This window comes from Pseudomonas sp. TWRC1-2 (assembly GCF_049896685.1).
Lineage (GTDB): Bacteria > Pseudomonadota > Gammaproteobacteria > Pseudomonadales > Pseudomonadaceae > Aquipseudomonas.
Genome location: NZ_JAFCUU010000009.1, coordinates 1 through 19,622 on the forward strand (window position 1 = coordinate 1; position 19,622 = coordinate 19,622).

General features: G+C 54.2%; 17 protein-coding genes, 4 tRNA genes and 2 pseudogenes. 18 read left to right on the plus strand and 5 right to left on the minus strand.

Going from position 1 to position 19,622, the window contains the following annotated elements; genetic code table 11:
• Positions 1–292 (plus strand): lysis system i-spanin subunit Rz (locus ACP7B3_RS23460; RefSeq protein WP_426181149.1); only part of this gene is annotated, 292 nt, incomplete at its 5' end.
• Between the two features lie 33 nt (positions 293–325).
• On the opposite strand, the gene ACP7B3_RS23465 is transcribed toward ACP7B3_RS23460, so the two are convergent.
• Positions 326–1,951, minus strand: coding sequence for a methyl-accepting chemotaxis protein (locus tag ACP7B3_RS23465; RefSeq protein ID WP_145163914.1), 1,626 nt, complete (start codon positions 1,949–1,951; stop codon positions 326–328).
• Between the two features lie 746 nt (positions 1,952–2,697).
• Here ACP7B3_RS23465 and ACP7B3_RS23470 point away from each other — a divergent pair.
• From ACP7B3_RS23470 to ACP7B3_RS23480, 3 genes are all read left to right on the plus strand, one after another.
• On the plus strand, positions 2,698–3,237 hold the full coding sequence (locus ACP7B3_RS23470; RefSeq protein ID WP_145163916.1) for a DUF7673 family protein: 540 nt from the start codon (positions 2,698–2,700) through the stop codon (positions 3,235–3,237).
• Positions 3,238–3,412: 175 nt separating this feature from the next.
• Positions 3,413–3,697 carry a hypothetical protein gene (locus ACP7B3_RS23475; protein ID WP_145163918.1) on the plus strand — a complete coding sequence of 95 codons (285 nt, stop codon included), beginning with the start codon at positions 3,413–3,415 and terminating at the stop codon, positions 3,695–3,697.
• A 244-nt stretch (positions 3,698–3,941) separates the two neighbouring features.
• Positions 3,942–4,187: a hypothetical protein gene (locus tag ACP7B3_RS23480; protein ID WP_145163920.1), complete on the plus strand. Its 246-nt coding sequence runs from the start codon at positions 3,942–3,944 to the stop codon at positions 4,185–4,187.
• Positions 4,188–4,671: 484 nt separating this feature from the next.
• Here ACP7B3_RS23480 and ACP7B3_RS23485 read toward each other — a convergent pair.
• Positions 4,672–4,977: pseudogene (locus ACP7B3_RS23485) on the minus strand (SOS response-associated peptidase family protein); the annotation flags it as partial.
• An 83-nt stretch (positions 4,978–5,060) separates the two neighbouring features.
• Between ACP7B3_RS23485 and ACP7B3_RS23490 the strand changes: the two are divergent.
• The 3 genes from ACP7B3_RS23490 to umuC all read left to right on the plus strand — a co-directional run bounded on the left by ACP7B3_RS23490 (position 5,061) and on the right by umuC (position 7,062).
• The gene (locus ACP7B3_RS23490) at positions 5,061–5,270 is read left to right on the plus strand and encodes a hypothetical protein (RefSeq protein WP_145163922.1); all 210 of its coding nucleotides are present in this window, start codon (positions 5,061–5,063) and stop codon (positions 5,268–5,270) included.
• 96 nt (positions 5,271–5,366) lie between these two features.
• The gene (locus tag ACP7B3_RS23495) at positions 5,367–5,792 is read left to right on the plus strand and encodes a LexA family protein (protein ID WP_145163924.1); all 426 of its coding nucleotides are present in this window, start codon (positions 5,367–5,369) and stop codon (positions 5,790–5,792) included.
• Positions 5,785–7,062, plus strand: coding sequence for a translesion error-prone DNA polymerase V subunit UmuC (gene umuC, locus ACP7B3_RS23500; protein ID WP_145163926.1), 1,278 nt, complete (start codon positions 5,785–5,787; stop codon positions 7,060–7,062). Before ACP7B3_RS23495 ends, umuC begins: the two co-directional genes overlap by 8 nt.
• A 25-nt stretch (positions 7,063–7,087) precedes the next feature.
• On the opposite strand, the gene ACP7B3_RS23505 is transcribed toward umuC, so the two are convergent.
• Both ACP7B3_RS23505 and ACP7B3_RS23510 read right to left on the minus strand, forming a co-directional pair.
• Entirely contained in the window at positions 7,088–7,297 is a 210-nt protein-coding gene (locus tag ACP7B3_RS23505; RefSeq protein WP_145163928.1) for a hypothetical protein, read from the minus strand.
• 88 nt (positions 7,298–7,385) lie between these two features.
• Positions 7,386–7,547, minus strand: a complete 162-nt coding sequence (locus ACP7B3_RS23510; RefSeq protein ID WP_218570666.1) for an L-serine ammonia-lyase, iron-sulfur-dependent, subunit alpha — start codon at positions 7,545–7,547, stop codon at positions 7,386–7,388.
• A gap of 479 nt (positions 7,548–8,026) precedes the next feature.
• On the opposite strand from ACP7B3_RS23510, the pseudogene ACP7B3_RS23515 reads away from it, so the two are divergent.
• A pseudogene (locus ACP7B3_RS23515) lies at positions 8,027–8,874 on the plus strand (IS5 family transposase); the annotation flags it as partial.
• Positions 8,875–9,359: 485 nt separating this feature from the next.
• Positions 9,360–9,866, plus strand: a complete 507-nt coding sequence (locus tag ACP7B3_RS23520; protein WP_426181158.1) for a hypothetical protein — start codon at positions 9,360–9,362, stop codon at positions 9,864–9,866.
• A gap of 1,040 nt (positions 9,867–10,906) precedes the next feature.
• Here the strand turns inward: ACP7B3_RS23520 and folD are convergent.
• Positions 10,907–11,761 (minus strand): bifunctional methylenetetrahydrofolate dehydrogenase/methenyltetrahydrofolate cyclohydrolase FolD, encoded by an 855-nt coding sequence (gene folD, locus ACP7B3_RS23525; RefSeq protein WP_426181161.1) that lies wholly within the window; start codon positions 11,759–11,761, stop codon positions 10,907–10,909.
• 275 nt (positions 11,762–12,036) lie between these two features.
• On the opposite strand from folD, the gene ACP7B3_RS23530 reads away from it, so the two are divergent.
• The 9 genes from ACP7B3_RS23530 to ACP7B3_RS23570 all read left to right on the plus strand — a co-directional run bounded on the left by ACP7B3_RS23530 (position 12,037) and on the right by ACP7B3_RS23570 (position 19,522).
• Positions 12,037–12,113, plus strand: a tRNA-Arg gene (locus ACP7B3_RS23530).
• A gap of 32 nt (positions 12,114–12,145) precedes the next feature.
• Positions 12,146–12,221: transfer RNA gene (locus ACP7B3_RS23535), tRNA-His, on the plus strand.
• 56 nt (positions 12,222–12,277) lie between these two features.
• Positions 12,278–12,362 (plus strand) — tRNA-Leu (locus tag ACP7B3_RS23540).
• A 77-nt stretch (positions 12,363–12,439) separates the two neighbouring features.
• Positions 12,440–12,515, plus strand: a tRNA-His gene (locus ACP7B3_RS23545).
• Positions 12,516–13,081: 566 nt separating this feature from the next.
• Positions 13,082–14,392 carry a trigger factor gene (gene tig / locus ACP7B3_RS23550; RefSeq protein ID WP_106578847.1) on the plus strand — a complete coding sequence of 437 codons (1,311 nt, stop codon included), beginning with the start codon at positions 13,082–13,084 and terminating at the stop codon, positions 14,390–14,392.
• Between the two features lie 91 nt (positions 14,393–14,483).
• Positions 14,484–15,119, plus strand: coding sequence for an ATP-dependent Clp endopeptidase proteolytic subunit ClpP (gene clpP, locus ACP7B3_RS23555; protein ID WP_083357884.1), 636 nt, complete (start codon positions 14,484–14,486; stop codon positions 15,117–15,119).
• A 112-nt stretch (positions 15,120–15,231) separates the two neighbouring features.
• Positions 15,232–16,515, plus strand: a complete 1,284-nt coding sequence (clpX, locus tag ACP7B3_RS23560; RefSeq protein WP_017136464.1) for an ATP-dependent Clp protease ATP-binding subunit ClpX — start codon at positions 15,232–15,234, stop codon at positions 16,513–16,515.
• Between the two features lie 189 nt (positions 16,516–16,704).
• Entirely contained in the window at positions 16,705–19,101 is a 2,397-nt protein-coding gene (lon, locus tag ACP7B3_RS23565) for an endopeptidase La (protein ID WP_119739770.1), read from the plus strand.
• A gap of 148 nt (positions 19,102–19,249) precedes the next feature.
• A complete protein-coding gene (locus ACP7B3_RS23570; protein ID WP_003174819.1) occupies positions 19,250–19,522 on the plus strand; it encodes an HU family DNA-binding protein in 273 nt (90 codons plus the stop codon).
• Positions 19,523–19,622 lie beyond the last annotated feature (100 nt).

Genomic DNA, 19,622 nt, shown 5'->3' on the forward strand with positions numbered 1-19,622 from the left:
CCAGGACCAACAACACACTCGAGAACTATCCGATGCTAAACGCAACCAGGCTCTTTTGCGCGATCGCCTTGCCACTGCTGATGTGCGGCTGTCAGTCCTCCTTGCCGACGATCCAGCCAGTGGCTCTAAAGTGCCTACCGCCGCCGGCTCCGTCAGCGTGGTTCATGCAGCCCGTCGAGCCCAACTTGACCCAGCGCATGCGCAACGAATTATCGCCATCACCGACGATGGGGACAACGGACTGATCGCGCTGCGCGCGTGTCAGGCATATCTCAGGGCGATAGCCGATTAAATTAAATGGCAGGGCTGACGGTAGGTTTGGTATTTAAATTCTGAAACGACCAACCATCTGATTAAGTGATATTGCAAGTCTCGAAAGCTCGTTACTTGCTAGAAGAGTCTGATGGGTTCCTTCGCTACTTTGAACGCTGAGTTCTCGAATGCTTATGAGGGCTCTATCTACCTCTCTTGCTACATGAGCCTGCTCTTCCGATGCAGTCGCGATCTGCTGATTCCGATCATCGATCAGCTGAACAGCTGATGTGATAGCTTTGAGCGACTGGCCAGCCTCTTCCGCCGTTTGCCTAGTGCTATGCGCCTCATGGGTGCTACTAATCATCGATTCTACAGCTTGCGCACTACCTGCCTGAATGCTTGAAATCATTTGTTCGATTTCCTGAGTTGCAGTTTGGGTTCGATGAGCAAGAGCTCTAACTTCATCCGCAACCACTGCGAATCCTCTTCCTTGTTCACCCGCTCTAGCAGCTTCAATAGCAGCGTTTAGCGCTAGGAGATTGGTTTGCTCCGCGATTGCTCGAATTACACTTAAAACGGTACTTATTTCTTGCGTTTGTCCAGCTAGCAGTTGTACTTGTTCGGACGTGATCTCAATCCTGTCCGTTAAGCTGCGCATTGCTTTGAGTGTTTCACCAACTTTATTGTTTCCTGCCGCTGCAGCTTTGTTGGATTCACGAGCTGATTCTGATGTGGAAATAGCGTTGCGAGCAACCTCATCAACCGCGGCACTCATCTCGGTCACCGCAGTTGCAGCCTGTTCGATTTCACTATTTTGCTGCTGAAGGGTAAAGCTTGCGCCTTCTGTTATCGAGCTCATCTCAACTGCGGCAGTGCTAAGCTGCGTGGCAGCCTCAGATATCTCGCTTATGGTATCACGCAAGGTTCCTTGCATTGTATTGAGCGCTCGCATTAACCTTGCGGACTCATCATTTCCGGTTACCTCAAGAGCAAGCCTAAGGTCGCCTGCTGCGATCTCTTCTGCCATCTTTACAGAGAAGTTCATAGGGCGAACTATACTTCGGGTAAGTGCAATTGCAAGAAATATGGTAAGAACTAATGATGCACCAATCACCGAGTCGACGATTGTAATGCTGTGTGAGTACACAGCCGTCGCTGTAGTGCCTGCTGTAGCTGCTCCTTTGACGTTGTGATCTCTCAATGCTGTAAGCTTAGTCTGGTAGTCGTTGGCGCGATCACGCTGTTCAGTATTTGCGAATTGAACTGCTTTCTCATGCTTCGTGCCATCTAAATCGAGTATGGTTTTGAGCCCGTCTATATATTTCTCCATCGTCGTAGCGGCTTCATTAAATTTCGCTCGTTCGTCTTCATCGGATATTAAATTGTTTCGATAATATTCGGTTTGCTTATTAAGTATATTCTGCGCGTCCTGGAGGTGCTGTGAAGCTGCCGCTTTTTCTTCTAGGCTCGAAGTGGCTAGTAAGCGAATGCTCTCTAAACGGGCGCCCAAAAGTGCAATCTGTATATCGTCAGCAGTCTGTATACTTGCGAGCCAATTATTTTCAATGTCCTGCTCTGTTCCTCTCAATTTTCCGAGCTGTATGTACGAAAAGGCTCCAAGTGCAATTACAAGCATAGTGATAAGGCCGAAGCAGAGAGCGGATCTGGGAGCGATATTAATGGAACGTAGATTCATGGTGACTCCATAGGGAAAAAACCAGCGACGCTGCCAGTTATTTATCTATCGGCCTTAGCCTCTGACGGATCAATCAAAAATTTCTATCGAAGGACCCATTATGTCTGCAGCTGAGCGTGCTTGGAGTGTATGGAGCTCTCAAAACGCCAATTTTTCTTAGGGCAGATGGGTTGCGAAAAGTGAATGGGGAAATCTGCGAGGGCCTCAAGTGACGGTGCGGTGGAACCTTCTAGTGTAGTACAGGGGGCTATTTCAGAAAATTGGTGAGTGCTTACGATGCCTTGACCCACTAATACTAGTCAACCTTAGTCTCTGGTATCCAAGTTCTATTGCATGGATTGGTAGTTGTGCAGATTATTCACTTCACCTGTCAACGAATGTGCATATTCTTTCAGGGCCCATCAGTGCATGCGTCAATCGCCAGCAGCATCGGTTGGCGCCCCTCAGCGTCGGCTTTGGCCCACACAATCCACGCCACCGATACTATCACCAGTCACGCTGCGGCATTACATGTCGGTGCTTATGGTGTGGCCATCAGCGACTTAACCTTTGCTACCTTCTGGCGGACAAGCCGAAGCTGCGTGGGCTCTATGCATCGCTGAGGCCTATCGCGTTAGTCGCTGCAATCATCTATGTTAAAGGTAGAGCTTTGATAGCTGAATGGAAAGTCGGCCTCAGGCAGGGTACCCGCTACCTCCGCAGTAGCTCTTCGTAAGTCCATCGATCACGTAAAAAGGAATTACGCCGTGTCACTTACTTTCGATCCCGAAACTCAACAAGCACTTGAGCGCCTGCTATTAACCGCTCAAAAGGACACCAGGCAGGGCCGTACGGTAGCCAGTTTTCTGTTCACCTTGTGGAACGCCGGAAGACATGTTCGCTCCGCCGTTGCCGATGTATGGGGACTTGATCCAGAGATCGTCCGAGCATGTGGCCAGGTCTTTGCGTGGCTGAACGATAACAAAGTCTTCCCCGAAGAATTTGGTTGCCCGAATACGAATGGCAACGCTGTCCAGCGCATGGCGAGGTGGAGTATGACCCTAAATCGAGATCTTCCGCCGGCAGTGGCCGACACAACGACGGCCGATTTTGCACTCGGACTGTGGAATGATAAATGGCTTATGAGTGACGAAGCCGTGCGCTGCAGCTACTGCCTTGCCACACAATTGCCCAGCAATGCTCAAATTCCGATGGTCCATTCCGATGGCTGTGAAATTGGCAACATGCAATATCCGTTGCGGGATTTAGCAAAGATTCTGAGGGCTGTGTCGGAGGATTCTCCATGAATGGCATTCTCCCAGTTAGGCGTTACCAATAATCCACTTATAAAAAGGGGCTGCACGTCTTGACTTGACGGGGACTTTTTTTCTCGGTGCAGGCAGCTAGGCAGCCCTAGACTGCGTTACCAGTTCCGCCATAACTGCTTCGACGTGCAGTCCATCTACAAAGGCAACAATAATTATGTACGCGCCGCTCACTCATCCACTGGCCATCGATAACGCCCAGCAATTTTTCAACGACCTCATGACCCTGGCAGACCCCGAGTACATCTTATTTAGAGTGCGTCACCACGTAGAGGCGTTCCGCATCCAGTCCTTGACTGAGTGGGCGCCGCCCAGTCTGTATAACCAGTTAATCGGTTTTTTAGACGGTTTGATCGCCGGCGAGGTCTTATCCCCAGAGCACGGGCGGGAATTCCATTACCGTCTTATTAAAGGGTTCGAATCCGCATGGATGAATACATAAAGGTTCAGTGTCCTGCTTCTAGCCCACTGTCGCCCGACTTGTGTGCTGATTTCGCTTTAGGCCTGTTGAATGAGCGATGGATCATGAGGGAAGAAGCGGTACGCTGCCGTTTATGCCTGGCCACGCAATGGCCGAGTAATGCTCATGACCCGGTGTGACACTGCGCAGGCTGCGAGCTGATTCAAGCTCAGTACCCGTTGTGCGAATTGGCCACAATATTAGCCGAAGTGCAGGGAGTTGCGAGATGAACGTCAGCCAGCAGTTGGACGCGATAAGCCTACCGGCAGGGCTTCGCACCAAGATGCAAAACCACCTGTCACACCAGGCGCGTGCTGAGGATTTGCACGCCCTGAAGCTGGCCCTGGCGCGCGCTAAAGGTTTTGTCGAAGGGGTAGATGCAGCCCATGCGCTGACCCCGGCGACCATCGAGGCGCTGTTTATTGCGGTCGAGGACGCAGCTGCCGCGCGGCACCGGGAACTGAACGCTTGATCGAGGAGGCTTCAACCCGACACGCTAAAGCTCTGGTCAGTGAACACGAGATGCGTGAGGTTGTGGTTGGCAGCATTGCCGGCAAAGATAGTAAGCGGACGCTTTCGATTCGTCTGGGCGATACCTCGGCGCGGCTTGTACCGATACGCTCTGTACGAGAACCATTGCGCACCTGATCAAGCCGCACTGCAGTGGTCCGTTGCGCCAGTCATAGGGCTTTAAGGCGTCAAGTGTAAAACTGGCGTCGGCGGAAGCTTTAGTGCCAGCTGTAGCACGCCCACCGCGTCCGGCCCATCCTCGTTAATCCATTCCCCATGGTGCTAGAGGATCATGTTGCCGGTTGCTTTTCCCATCCGTTCGGCGATCCATTCAGGGTGCCTGTGGCGTGGTCGAACTGGGCCGCCAGCGCTGTCCCTGATCAGACGGAAAGCGCCGGGGGCGTGGTGGTAGCGTCTGTACAGTCGCCATCGCGACAAGCGCAGCCGCTATCGATGGGTGCGATTGCCCGGTGCGGACAGATCGCACGAAAGAACCGTCCATGGGCTACTTTCTCGACGCGCGCATTGATCGGTGCGGCCCTGTCCTTGGCCCAGTGTGGCCGCCGACCCCAGCGCACCATGTCGGCGTGCAGCAGATCACCCTGTAGGTGGAGCAGGGCGACTTGGGTTGTGGGGGCTACGTTGTAACGCTCCACTGGCAATTCACCGACAGAGTTAGCCAGAGCGTTAGGCATGCTCAACGCTGCCACGAAGTCGTGAATTCCCCGGTACTGGGTAAGTCTTCCGCACATGATGCTCTCCGCTTGTCGGACCTGCTGAACAGTTGGGCGCTGGCCAATCTCTACACTGTAGACACTGGCCTCGAGTATTCGTCATGACGATCCATAGCGAGCAAATCAACGCGATGCAGGCGTGGTTCGCCTTGCGCAATGAAACCGACTTCATATCGGCGACAGCTGAAGATCGTTACGAGAGGCGCCTGTCGCTGGCTGACGATATGAAAGAGCGCGGCGTAATCGACAGCGGTGAGTGGCGGGAACTCACAGAAGAGGCTGTCGCCGCTTACGCAGATGAGTTTGTCTGACGGGGCCGCTTGTCAGATATCTCTTACGCCAAATTGACCGCAAGCTATCTGCGTTATTAACTGTACATTCGTACAGTGTATGTAAAAGGCTGCGTCATGAGCTTCGCAATTTTAGGTCCTATCGCCGAGGGCGGCACGAAGCTGCCCTTTTGCTCTTTTCGGGTACCAGCTGGCTTTCCATCGCCGGCGGCCGACCATATTGAGCAGCACATCTCATTGGATGAGGTCTTAAATATCAGGGCGCCGCACGTCTATCTGATCGCCATCACTGGCGAGAGCATGCAGGGCGCGGGAATTTTTGAGGGTGACCTGGCGGTTGTGGACCGGTCTATTGAGCCGGCACACGGGCATGTAGTGGTGGCGCTGCTGAATAATGACCCCATCTGCAAACGTCTGTGTAAGCGCGGAAGAGAGGTGATCCTTCTGTCGGAGAACCCGAAATACCCGGCGCGGTACATTCTGGAGGGCGACGAGCTGTCGATTTGGGGCGTGATCACAAGCACCGTACGCAGCCATGTCTGAACAGACACCTGTCTTTGCGCTGATTGACTGCAACAGTTTTTATGCAAGCTGCGAGCGTGTGTTCCGCCCTGACTTGGCAAAGGTGCCAATTGTGGTGCTAAGCAACAACGACGGCTGTGTCATCGCCCGAAGCTACGACGCGAAGCCTTTCATCAAGATGGGCGAGCCGTATTTCCAGATCAAGCACAAGCTCAAGCAGCACGGCATTGTCTCGTTTTCATCAAATTACGCCCTGTACGGGGACATGAGTGAGCGGGTCATGATGCTGATCGAGAGCATGGTGCCCGCCGTCGAGATCTACAGCATTGATGAGGCCTTCGCCGACCTGAGCGGTATTGCCAGCCTGGATGTCCTCGGACGCCAGATCCGCGCACGGGTCTTTCAGTGTACCGGAATCCCGGTGGGCGTCGGAATCGCCCACACAAAGACCCTGGCCAAGCTGGCCAACCACACAGCGAAGCGCCTGCAGGCCCAGACCGGCGGTGTAGTGAATATCACTGACCCGGTAAAGCGTGACTGGGTATTGCGCAACACCGACGTCTCAGAGGTGTGGGGTGTCGGCCGGAAGATGAAGCTTCACCTGGACACGATGGGCATCAAGACAGCGATGGATCTGGCCAAGGCCGACCCCTGGACGCTTCGCAAAAAATTCAGCGTGGTCATCGAGAAGACCGCCCGCGAACTGGCCGGCACCTCATGTCTGGAACTGGACGAGCCCGACCCACCCAAGAAGGAAATCTGTTGTAGCCGGATGTTCGGAAAGCGCCTTACCGACTTGCCGCCGATCAAGGAGGCGGTGGCCACCTACATGATGCGCGCCTCTGAAAAGCTGCGAGCTCAAAACTCGCTGTGCAAAAAGGTCCGTGTCTGCATCCGCACAGGCATGTTCAACCCCGAAGAAGCCAAGTATGCCAATGGTGTAGTGGTGGATATGCCGTATCCAACTGACGATGTGCGTCTGCTGACAAAGGCTGCAGTTGACGCCCTTGACCGGATATTTCGACCAGACTTCAAGTACAGCAAAGCCGAGGTGATGTTGCTCAACCTTTGCCAGCCAGGTGAATACACGGACGATCTATTCGCGGTGTCTCAGCCAGTCGAGGCCACCAGAGTGATGACCGTGCTGGACCAGATCAATGACAGGTGGGGAAGGGGGACGCTGCGATCGGCCAGTGTACCGACAAACCCCGACTGGGGGATGCGCCGGGACATGATGAGCCAGAGCTACACTACGAAGCTCGATCAGCTGTGGTCGGTTGCTTGCAAGTAGTGAAGCGCTCAGCGTCAGATCAACTTCACTCGGGCGACATAAGGACCGCCAGGGTCAGCTTGATGAACTTCTCGTTGTCATCAATGGTGTCCAGAGCTCCGCGCACGTTCTCGGCTACCTCGGCGGAGCCACGCTGCTCGATCCAGTTCGATATCTCCATGATGGAAGCCTCAAGGGCCAGCTGGTTTTCGTAGAGCTTGGACAGAAGAGAGGGGAGCAGGTCTGAGTTGGGCATTTCTGGTTCTCCTAAGAAGGAATAAGAGTACCAGTCAGAAGGTATTTGAGAAGTGAGGCCGAAGCATCTAATTAAAGGTGCGCAGGAATCAGCGAAGAGAAATAATGTTCTTAGCTAGTGACAGGATACCCTGTACACCGCTCGTGCTGGCCGCCATTACCGATACCATTGCTGCCCATACTGTCTCAAAAAAACATGCAACATAAGTGATGACATTGCTTTTTGTACGACGTTGAGATTTATTATTCATAAGTACCCCCTTTTTTGTTGATTTAAAGCTCTGTTCTGATTTGTTTTTGCACTAAAACGCTGATGAAACGCAAAAAACTAAGAAACAGTAGGGGGAACAGCAAGGCACTGAGATTCGAACTCAGAAACACACTAGCTAAAAACACTAATCTATAAAATCATCTCATAAAAAAAACGGCCTGTCAAGTTTTTGTTGACCTGGGTGGTCTGGAGTGCTAGCTGGGTTTTTTATGGGGCAATTTGCTTAGAAAAGCAGTTCCTAAACTAAAAAAGTACCCCAGGTGGAATGCGCCTTCAAGCCTTATCAATTGCTTCGAGAAAAGGAACTCTGCAGGCCCTCAAGGCGTCAGCCCGTCTTTATATGCGTAGCGGTCTTGAAAACTGGCGAACGTTAATAGCGTTCCCAGGGTTCGAATCCCTAGGTTTTGTACGAAAAGTCGGTACGGGTAGAATTGCCGCCATGATTGGCTTGAGGCCCGCATGGCAAAACGTTACGAACTCTCCGACGCATCATGGGAATTGATCAAGGATCTGGTTTCTCCCGAGCAGAAAATGGGACGACCACGCAGTGATGATCGTCTGGTACTCCACGGAATCCTTTGGATACTGTGCTCAGGCGCTGCCTGGCGTGACCTGCCGGAACGCTTCGGGCCGTGGTCGACGGTGTATCAGCGTTTTCGTGACTGGCGCGACGACGGCACGTTTGACCTAATACTGGAGCGTTTGCATATTCGACTGAACCGGGAAGGATTGATTGATCTGGATACCTGGATGATCGATTCCACGGCGGTACGTGCAACCCGAGCCTCTTCAGGCGCCGGGAAAAAGGGGGGCCTGAAGAACCGCTAGACCACGCCATTGGACGCAGTCGAGGCGGCCTTACTACAAAGATCCATATGGTCTGCGACGCTAATGGCGTTCCCTTACGCTTCATCCTTTCGCCGGGGCAAGCCAGTGATATCGCCCACGCCCAGCCGCTGCTGGATCAGGTGCGAATTCCCGGCAAGCCGGGGCGACCACGCAAACGTAGTCGCTGGTTACTGGCTGACAAAGGCTATGACGCAGAACATCTGCGTCATTACTGCGACCGTTACCGAATGCAGCCGGTGATCCCGCTACGCGCCATGCCACGCAAACCCCGACCTGGCTTGCCCCGACTCTTTGATCGTCCAAAGTATCGGCAGCGCAACATCATTGAGCGGATGTTTGGCTGGCTGAAAGAGAATCGCAGAATAGGGACTCGCTACGACAAGCTGGCGACGAGCTTTTCGGCGATGGTCTCGCTGGCCTGCAGCCTACGCTGTATGCGGCAGTACTTTTCGTACAAACCTAGTTTCCCGCCAAGATTTACACAAAAGCCTCGCGAAAGCGGGGCTTTTGCGTTTCTGGGGGTTGATGGCGTAAGACGGTTTCTCATGGGGGCCGAAACCTTGACTATTCGAAGGGCTTGGCGTCCTCACCAATCCTTCGGTAAATCCATTTGGTGACCGTCCCTATAATGGCGTCAATTGGTTCGGGGCGCTTGCCCTTGGCCCACAATGGCAGCCATCCCCATCGGCGCTGCGATTTACACGGGCCACCACCAGGCGCATGCGCAGCGTGGCCCCACACTAATTTAACCGATTAAATTTGTAGCCTTTCTGGCGAGCTTTTACTCGTCATGTTTTTGTTTTTTTACTATTATCGTTTATCTGCGTACTCAAGGAAGAGGGGCTGAGCGCCTTGAGGCTGGTAGAAAATTTCACTCGATCATTGAGTGAGTTATTACTTTTACCCAGAACCTAACGACTCAGCCAACCGTAATGGACTATTGGTGGAACCGATGGATAAAATGTGTGGCATCATTGTAGTGGTAGGACTGGCCCTCTCGGGATGCGCTACGAAAACGCCAGAAAAACCTGACGTGGCTCCACCTCCTGCCGTCGTCCAGAAAGCCCCCCCTGAAGTCGCACACACCACTCCAGAAAACTGGACAGTCCGCTATGAGGCTGCGCCTGCGAACGCCCGTGCTGATTCACATGTCCCTGCCGCTCCGGAATCCGCGCAGGCAGAATCAGAAACAGACCTGAACCAAAATCGCGCTGAGCAATGCCGTAAAGAGCTGGATGTCTTAAAGGTCTACAACAAAGTGTCTTACAACAAATACGAGGCGGAATACCAGGCCATTGCTGCCAAGACGGCCAAGTACATGGAAATCAAAGACTCATTAGGTCCCGATTTAAACCACATGGTCATGCCCGCTTATCAATTTCAAATTCGCGAGTTCTGCTTCCGGGTTAAGACCCGTCTCTCGGAGCTCGTGCTTCGCCAAGCCAAGTAATGATTCCGCGTGAGGGTGAGTCTTTTGCCAGTGAGGGAAATACTGAAAAAGACGTCCATCTCTGGTGCAATACTCGCCTCACGCGAATCAATGAACATTAAAAGGCCACGGCCTGCGGGCAGTTGCATAGCGGTCTTGAAAGCCGTCGGACGTTGATAGCATCTCCAGGGTTCGACTCCCCGGTCTACCGTTAAGATTCAAACGAAAGCCCTGCATTAGCGGGGCTTTTGCGTTTCTGCGGTTTGGTTCAGCCATCACGCTAACCTTTGGTAAGCGTTTGGCCAACACACATTCGATGTGGTTGCGTAAGACGTAGATTTTCACGGCTTAGAGCCGACCTCCTCGAACGCAGGTAGATACTGCTCGCAGATCATCTTTTGCAGCTCACCGAGGTAGAGCTGCAGGCTTTTTATGGGCGCTGCCCACCGTAACAGTGGCTGGAACCACATCTTCCAACAGTGAAGGGAGTAGGTTTGAGTTTGGCATTTGCGTTTCTCTGGTGGAGTGAACAGCTTAGCAACCGGTGTTATTTGGGAGGGTCGTGTTCGGTCGGCAGGACGCCGGGGTGGGGATGGATCTCGTACCAATTCTTGTACCACTGACTGCGTTCCGCTATCGAATGGTGGGTATCCCAAAGTGGCCAAACCCCTGAATTTGCTGGGTTTGGCCACTTTGGAAAACTTACGAATACACGAAATTAATATTAGGAGTATGGATCAGAAAGCGATAGAGAGCCTTTAAAGAAAGGCTGTAAGCCGATGATTGGTCAGGGTTGTACCGATTTTTAGAAAAACCTGGTCATCGCGCCAGGTTTTTTTCAAGGCGGCTTAGGCCGACGGTTTTACCCGCGTGCGCCGGATGAAGTTGCCCACATAGTCAGGCAGGGGTGCTTACAGGCAAATGGCCCACTTTCAGTGTTGTAAACGAGGCAGGCCAGGCGAGTAGCGCAGCCACCGGCAGGTACGACGCATCGTCGTCGGTTAATTGCGCCCAATAAAAAAGCCCCGCTGTCAGGCGGGGCTTTTCATGGCAGTCACTTATCAGCCGTGCAGTGTTTCTGCCGCGTACAAGGTGTTTTCCAGCAGGCATGCTCGAGTCATCGGGCCAACCCCGCCTGGCACTGGTGTAATCCAGCCGGCGCGGGGCAGGGCGGTTTCGTACACCACGTCGCCGACGAGCTTGCCGTCTTCCTGGCGGTTGATGCCCACGTCAATGACGATGGCGCCTTCTTTGATCCACTCACCTTTGACCAGGCCGGGTTTGCCGGCAGCCACCACTACCAGGTCGGCGCGGCCGACATGGCCAGCGAGGTCTTTGGTGAAACGGTGAGTGACGGTCACGGTGCAGCCAGCCAGCAGCAACTCCATGGCCATCGGGCGACCGACAATGTTGGACGCGCCGACGACGACGGCATCGAGGCCGTACAGATCGACACCGGTGCTTTCCAGCAGGGTCATGATGCCTTTCGGGGTGCACGGGCGCAGCAACGGGATACGCTGGGCCAGGCGGCCGACGTTATACGGGTGGAAACCGTCGACGTCTTTGTCGGGACGGATGCGCTCCAGCAGTTTGGAAGCATCCAGGTGCTCGGGCAGTGGCAGCTGCAGCAGGATGCCGTCGATGCCCGGGTCGTCATTGAGGCTGTCGATCAGGTCGGTCAGGGCCTGCTGGGTGGTGTCTTCCGGCAGGTCGTAGGCCTTGGAAATAAAGCCGACCTCTTCACAGTCTTTACGCTTGTGCGAGACATAAACCTGAGAGGCAGGATCGCTGCCGACCAGGATCACCGCGAGGCCAGGCGTGCGCAGGCCTTGCTGGCTACGCTCGGTGACTCGTTTGGCGATCTGCTGGCGCAGGCTGGCGGCGATTGATTTGCCGTCGATAAGTTGTGCAGTCATTACGCGTGATTAACCATCGAGAGGGGGAAGAAAAGTGCGCGCATTCTCGCATGCCAAGACGTGAGGGCAAAGGCGCTTGGTCTGCAAATTGCCCTAACCCCTTAAATAAAATGAATTTTTTTCAAAAAAGATTTGACGGGTTTCCGAGGCGTCTATACTATTCGTCGCACTTGTCGGGCACAGCCTAGCACTGGTTAAGAAGGTCGAGCACAATTGTTGTCGTGCAAGGCTGGAAGCACTTAGTTTGTAATCCTCCAAGAGTACAGATTAATCAGGCGCCCGTAGCTCAGCTGGATAGAGCATCCGCCTTCTAAGCGGATGGTCGCAGGTTCGAGTCCTGCCGGGTGCGCCATTAGGCAGCTTTGGCACAAGTAGCGCTATATGGTGGGCGTAGCTCAGTTGGTAGAGCACGGGATTGTGACTCCCGTTGTCGAGGGTTCGATCCCCTTCGTCCACCCCATATTTTAAAAGGCGCCAGATTAATCATCTGGCGCCTTTGCTTTAAGAGCTTCAAGCGCGGATGTGGTGGAATTGGTAGACACACTGGATTTAGGTTCCAGCGCCGCGAGGCGTAAGAGTTCGAGTCTCTTCATCCGCACCAATTAAAGCTTTGCACCGCCGTCAGGGGATGCGAGGTTCGACAAAGAAGATGTTTGGGTTCTTTGTTAATGCAATATGGTGGGCGTAGCTCAGTTGGTAGAGCACGGGATTGTGACTCCCGTTGTCGAGGGTTCGATCCCCTTCGTCCACCCCATATTCAGAAAAAGCGCCAGATCATTGATCTGGCGCTTTTTTTTGCGCTGAAGATTTCCATCTGCCACGAGCGGTGTCTTGACGCCAAGAAAAAGCAAGCATTCTCAATGCCTTGGCGTTAGAATCGTTGCCGGTTTTGAGCGTGTAGAACTGATTCTCGGCTATATCAGGGTCAGTGCAGCTATTTAATAGCGAATAACGGCGCAGTACCTGAAAAGGGCTGTGCCGTTTTTGTTTAAGTGTCTTGAGTTTCCAGGGTGGGGCGTTTCGTCGTATTTGTGTGTCTCGATGCTGCTGCCGCGCCCTTCGGCCTTGCACGCAAGGTCGGTCGCCAAGGGGGCGCATCTACGCTCTTCTATATATAGAAGGCTGATGCAGAGCCCTGGCGTGATGAGCTGTATTTGCTAACGGGATAAAGTGCATGCGTGCACTTGAACCTATAAATGGCCTGCTGTTTTTCTACCCGTTTTCAGTAGGGTGACTTCTTGAGTTTGACCCACTAGAATGCATGCCCTTGATTCTGGGGTCGGAAACGGCCGGCTAACGTCTGTGCAACGAGGAATATCCATGCAAGTTTCTGTTGAAAATACTACTGCTATCGAGCGCCGCCTGAGCATCACCGTGCCGGCAGAGCGTATTGAGACTGCGGTCAACAAGCGTCTGCAGCAGACTGCCCAAAAGGCCAAGATCGCTGGTTTCCGTCCAGGCAAAGTGCCAATGAGCGAAATCAAGCGTCGTTTTGGCGCCGATGCGCGTCAGGAAGCTGTAGGTGACGTGATCCAGGCTTCGTTCTACGAAGCTGTTGTCGAGCACAAGCTGAACCCGGCTGGCTCGCCTTCGATCGAACCTAAATCCCTGGAAGCCGGCAAAGACCTGGAATACGTTGCCGTATTCGAAGTGTTCCCGGAGTTCACCGTTGCTGGTTTCGAAGACATCGCCGTAGAGCGCCTGAGCGCTGAAGTGGCCGATGCCGACCTGGACAACATGCTGGAAATCCTGCGCAAGCAGAACACCCGTTTCGAAGCGGTCGATCGCGCTGCTCAGAACGAAGACCAGTTGAACATCGATTTCGTTGGCAAGGTTGACGGCGAAGTATTCGCTGGCGGCTCCGCCAAGGGCACTCAGCTGGTGCTGGGTTCCAACCGCATGATCCCTGGCTTCGAAGACGGCCTGGTTGGCGCCAAAGCTGGCGAAGAGCGCGTTCTGAACCTGACGTTCCCTGCTGACTACCAGAACCTGGACCTGGCCGGCAAAGCCGCCGAGTTCACCGTGACCGTCAACAGTGTTTCCGAGCCTAAGCTGCCAGAGCTGAACGAAGAGTTCTTCGCTCAATTCGGTATCAAGGAAACCGGTATCGACGGCTTCCGCACCGAAGTTCGCAAGAACATGGAGCGTGAGCTGCGTCAGGCCATCAAGTCCAAGGTCAAGAACCAGGTCATGGACGGTCTGCTGGCCGCCAACCCGATCGAAGTGCCTAAGGCCCTGCTGTCCAACGAAGTGGATCGCCTGCGCGTTCAAGCGGTTCAGCAGTTCGGTGGCAACATCAAGCCTGACCAACTGCCGGCCGAGCTGTTCGAAGAGCAAGCCAAGCGCCGCGTTGTGCTGGGTCTGGTCGTGGCTGAGGTGGTCAAGCAATTCGACCTCAAGCCTGACGAAGATCGCGTTCGCGAAATGATCCAGGAAATGGCTTCCGCCTACCAGGAGCCAGAGCAGGTCGTGGCTTGGTACTACAAGAACGACCAGCAGCTGAACGAAGTACGTTCGGTTGTGCTGGAAGAACAAGTTGTGGATACTGTTCTGCAGAAGGCTAAGGTGACCGACAAAGCGGTCTCTTACGAAGAAGCAGTCAAACCGGCGGAAGCAGCACAAGCCGACTGATTGTCCAACTCGTTCGAAATACAACCATAAGCCAGCCTCGCGCTGGCTTATGCGTTTTCAAGACATGACTATTTGGGAGTAACTGCAGAGCATGTTCCGTAATTCCTATATTCAGCAGAACTCTGATATCCAGGCCGCTGGCGGCCTGGTCCCGATGGTTGTCGAGCAATCTGCTCGTGGCGAACGCGCCTATGACATCTACTCGCGCCTGCTCAAGGAACGAGTGATCTTTCTGGTCGGCCCTGTAGAGGACTACATGGCCAACCTGATCTGCGCGCAACTGCTGTTCCTTGAAGCGGAAAACCCGGACAAGGACATCCATCTTTACATCAACTCCCCGGGCGGTTCGGTGACGGCGGGTATGTCGATCTACGACACCATGCAGTTCATCAAGCCAAACGTGTCGACGACCTGCATCGGTCAGGCCTGCAGCATGGGCGCGTTCCTGCTCACCGCGGGTGCCGAGGGCAAGCGCTACTGCCTGCCTAACTCGCGCGTGATGATTCACCAGCCGCTGGGCGGCTTCCAGGGCCAGGCGTCGGACATCGAAATTCACGCCAAGGAAATCCTGTTTATTCGTGAGCGCCTCAACACGTTGATGGCCAAGCACAGCGGGCACACCCTGGAAGAAATCGAGCGTGACACCAATCGCGACAACTTCATGAGCGCGGAAGCTGCACGCGCCTATGGGTTGATCGACGCAGTGATCGAAAAGCGCCCCGCTTAATATAAGCACCTCAAAATAGGGCTGGTCGGCATGTCCGACCACCGGCGGGCTTGAAAAAGCCCGCATAAGCCTTCATCTTGTGTTGCAAGCCTATCGGATTTGGATCGAACGAATGACTGACACCCGCAACGGCGAGGACAACGGCAAGCTGCTCTATTGCTCCTTCTGCGGCAAAAGCCAGCATGAAGTACGCAAATTGATTGCCGGCCCCTCGGTGTTTATCTGCGACGAGTGCGTCGACCTGTGCAATGACATCATCCGCGAGGAGGTGCAGGAAGCTCAGGCCGAAAGCAGCGCGCATAAATTGCCTTCGCCTAAAGAAATCAGCGGCATCCTTGATCAGTATGTGATTGGTCAAGAGCGTGCAAAGAAGGTTCTGGCCGTAGCGGTGTACAACCACTACAAGCGCTTGAACCAGCGTGACAAGAAAGGTGACGAAGTCGAACTCGGCAAGAGCAACATCTTGCTGATCGGCCCTACAGGCTCGGGTAAAACCTTGCTTGCAGAAACCCTCGCTCGCCTGTTGAACGTTCCGTTCACCATCGCCGACGCCACCACCCTCACCGAGGCTGGCTACGTGGGTGAGGACGTCGAGAACATCATTCAGAAACTGCTGCAGAAGTGCGACTACGACGTGGAGAAGGCCCAGATGGGTATTGTCTACATCGACGAAATCGACAAGATTTCGCGCAAGTCCGACAACCCGTCGATCACCCGCGATGTTTCCGGTGAAGGCGTGCAGCAGGCCCTGTTGAAACTGATCGAAGGCACGGTTGCTTCCGTTCCGCCTCAAGGTGGTCGCAAGCACCCGCAACAGGAATTCCTTCAGGTTGATACGCGCAACATCCTGTTCATCTGTGGCGGTGCGTTTTCTGGTCTGGAAAAGGTTATTCAGCAACGTTCCACGCGTGGCGGCATCGGTTTCGGTGCGGAAGTGCGCAGCAAGGAAGAAGGCAAGAAGGTGGGCGAGTCCCTGCGTGAAGTCGAGCCTGACGATCTGGTCAAGTTCGGTCTGATCCCGGAATTCGTTGGCCGTCTGCCGGTCCTGGCCACGCTGGACGAGCTGGATGAGGCTGCTTTGATTCAGATCCTCACCGAGCCGAAAAACGCCCTGACCAAGCAATACGCCAAGCTGTTCGAGATGGAAGGTGTAGACCTCGAGTTCCGTACCGACGCACTCAAATCAGTGGCCAAGCGGGCACTGGAGCGCAAGACTGGTGCACGTGGTTTGCGCTCGATTCTCGAAGGCGTTTTGCTCGACACCATGTACGAAATCCCCTCGCAGTCCGAGGTGAGTAAAGTGGTGATCGACGAAAGCGTTATCGAAGGCAAATCCAAGCCACTGTATATCTACGAAAACAGTGAGCCGGCTGCCAAGGCTGCACCAGACGCTTAAGCGTTTTGCAGTTGCAGTACAAGCAAGGGGCCTTTCGGGGCCCCTTCTTTTTTGGGGCTGTTTTTTGCAGCAGTTTTTTTAATTCGCGTTTATTCATGCGTTTAACTGCTGGCATTGAGCTTGTTTTTTTTGCATGCAGCCCCCATCTTGTTTTCAAGCTTACTTTTCAACTGTCATAGAGGCGAAATCATGAAGACAACCATCGAATTGCCTCTCCTGCCGTTGCGTGATGTCGTCGTCTATCCGCACATGGTTATCCCGCTGTTCGTGGGGCGCGAGAAGTCTATCGAAGCCCTCGAGGCCGCGATGACGGGCGACAAGCAGATCCTGCTGTTGGCCCAGAAAAATCCTGCTGATGATGATCCAGGCGAAGACGCCCTGTATCGCGTCGGTACCGTTGCTACCGTCCTGCAATTGCTCAAGCTGCCCGATGGCACCGTCAAGGTGCTGGTGGAAGGTGAGCAACGTGGTGCGGTCGAGCGTTTCATGGAGGTGGACGGCCACCTGCGCGCCGAAGTGGCGCTGATCGACGAAGTCGAAGCCCCTGAGCGTGAATCTGAAGTGTTTGTGCGCAGCCTGCTCTCGCAGTTCGAGCAGTATGTGCAGTTGGGTAAAAAAGTCCCGGCTGAAGTCCTGTCCTCGCTCAACAGCATTGATGAGCCAAGCCGCCTGGTCGATACCATGGCCGCGCACATGGCGCTGAAAATCGAGCAGAAGCAAGACATCCTCGAAATTATCGACTTGCCGGCTCGTGTCGAGCACGTACTGGCGCTGCTGGATGGCGAGATCGACCTGCTGCAGGTTGAGAAACGCATCCGCGGTCGCGTGAAAAAACAAATGGAGCGCAGCCAGCGCGAGTACTACCTGAATGAGCAGATGAAGGCCATTCAGAAAGAACTCGGCGACAGTGAGGACGGCCACAATGAAATCGAAGAGCTGAAAAAGCGCATCGATGCTGCCGGCCTGCCAAAAGACGCGCTGACCAAGGCTACTGCTGAGCTGAACAAGCTCAAGCAAATGTCGCCAATGTCTGCCGAAGCCACCGTGGTGCGTTCCTACATCGACTGGCTGGTACAGGTGCCGTGGAAGGCTCAGACCAAAGTGCGTCTGGACTTGGCTCGCGCTGAAGACATCCTCGACGCCGACCACTACGGCCTCGAAGAAGTCAAAGAACGCATCCTCGAATACCTCGCCGTGCAAAAGCGCGTGAAGAAAATTCGTGGTCCGGTGTTGTGCCTGGTGGGTCCTCCGGGGGTCGGTAAAACGTCCCTGGCTGAGTCCATCGCCAACGCCACCAACCGCAAATTCGTGCGCATGGCCCTCGGTGGTGTGCGTGATGAAGCGGAAATTCGTGGCCATCGCCGTACTTACATCGGTTCGATGCCAGGAAGATTGATTCAAAAGATGACAAAGGTGGGCGTGCGCAACCCGCTGTTCCTGCTCGATGAAATCGACAAAATGGGCAGCGACATGCGCGGCGATCCAGCCTCTGCATTGCTCGAAGTGCTCGACCCCGAGCAGAACCACAATTTCAACGACCATTACTTGGAAGTCGACTACGACCTGTCCGATGTAATGTTCCTGTGCACCTCCAACTCCATGAATATTCCGCCAGCGCTGCTGGACCGGATGGAGGTGATTCGTCTGCCGGGTTACACCGAAGACGAGAAGATCAATATCGCCGTCAAATACCTCGCGCCTAAACAGATTTCAGCCAACGGCTTGAAAAAAGGCGAGATCGAGTTTGAGGTCGAAGCGATTCGCGACATCGTGCGTTATTACACGCGCGAGGCGGGTGTACGGGGCCTTGAGCGCCAGATTGCGAAGATTTGCCGCAAGGCGGTCAAAGAACACGCGCTGGAAAAACGCTTCTCTGTGAAGGTTGTCGCCGACTCCCTTGAACACTTCCTGGGTGTGAAGAAATTCCGTTACGGCCTGGCCGAGCAGCAAGACCAGGTAGGGCAGGTGACCGGCCTGGCGTGGACTCAGGTGGGTGGCGAATTGCTGACCATCGAAGCCGCTGTGATTCCGGGCAAAGGCCAGTTGATCAAGACCGGTTCGCTGGGTGATGTGATGGTCGAATCCATCACTGCCGCACAGACCGTGGTGCGCAGCCGCGCCAAGAGCCTGGGGATTCCCCTGGACTTCCACGAGAAGCACGACACCCACATCCATATGCCGGAAGGGGCGACGCCCAAAGACGGTCCTAGCGCTGGCGTAGGCATGTGCACGGCACTGGTATCGGCGTTGACCGGCATACCTGTGCGAGCCGATGTGGCAATGACAGGGGAAATTACCCTGCGTGGTCAGGTATTGGCCATTGGTGGTCTGAAAGAGAAATTGCTCGCTGCACACCGCGGTGGTATCAAGACGGTGATCATTCCTGAAGAGAATGTTCGCGACTTGAAGGAAATTCCGGACAACATCAAGCAGGATCTTCAGATTAAACCGGTTAAATGGATTGACGAGGTCCTGCAAATTGCGCTGCAATACGCGCCGGAGCCCTTGCCGGATGTGGCTCCGGAGATAGTCTCGAAGGATGAAAAACGCGAGTCTGATTCCAAGGAAAGAATTAGCACGCATTAATGCGATTAAGCCGGGTGGCTTCCTTGACAGCTTTTTAGAGCCCTTGTTATAAAGCGGCTCTTAAGTGTCTGTAGGCCATTCAGCACTGGTTTTTGCTTTCACCAAAAAACTTAGAATCATACTCAATAGATATATAAGGGGACTTAGAGTGAACAAGTCGGAACTGATTGATGCTATCGCCGCATCCGCTGATATCCCGAAAGCTGCTGCTGGCCGTGCGCTGGACGCAGTAATCGAATCCGTCACTGGCGCTCTGAAGGCCGGCGACTCTGTAGTACTGGTAGGCTTCGGTACCTTCTCTGTGACCGACCGCCCAGCTCGCACTGGCCGTAACCCACAGACTGGCAAAGCACTGCAAATCGCTGCTGCCAAGAAACCAGGTTTCAAAGCCGGTAAAGCCCTGAAAGAAGCCGTTAACTAAGCTTCGCTCAAGCCTTACCTACCCGGGTCAGACGCAGGTCTGGCCTGGCAGCGGAGCGGCAGCTGACCCAAGTATCCATCGGGTCGCCAGGGCTTGGGGT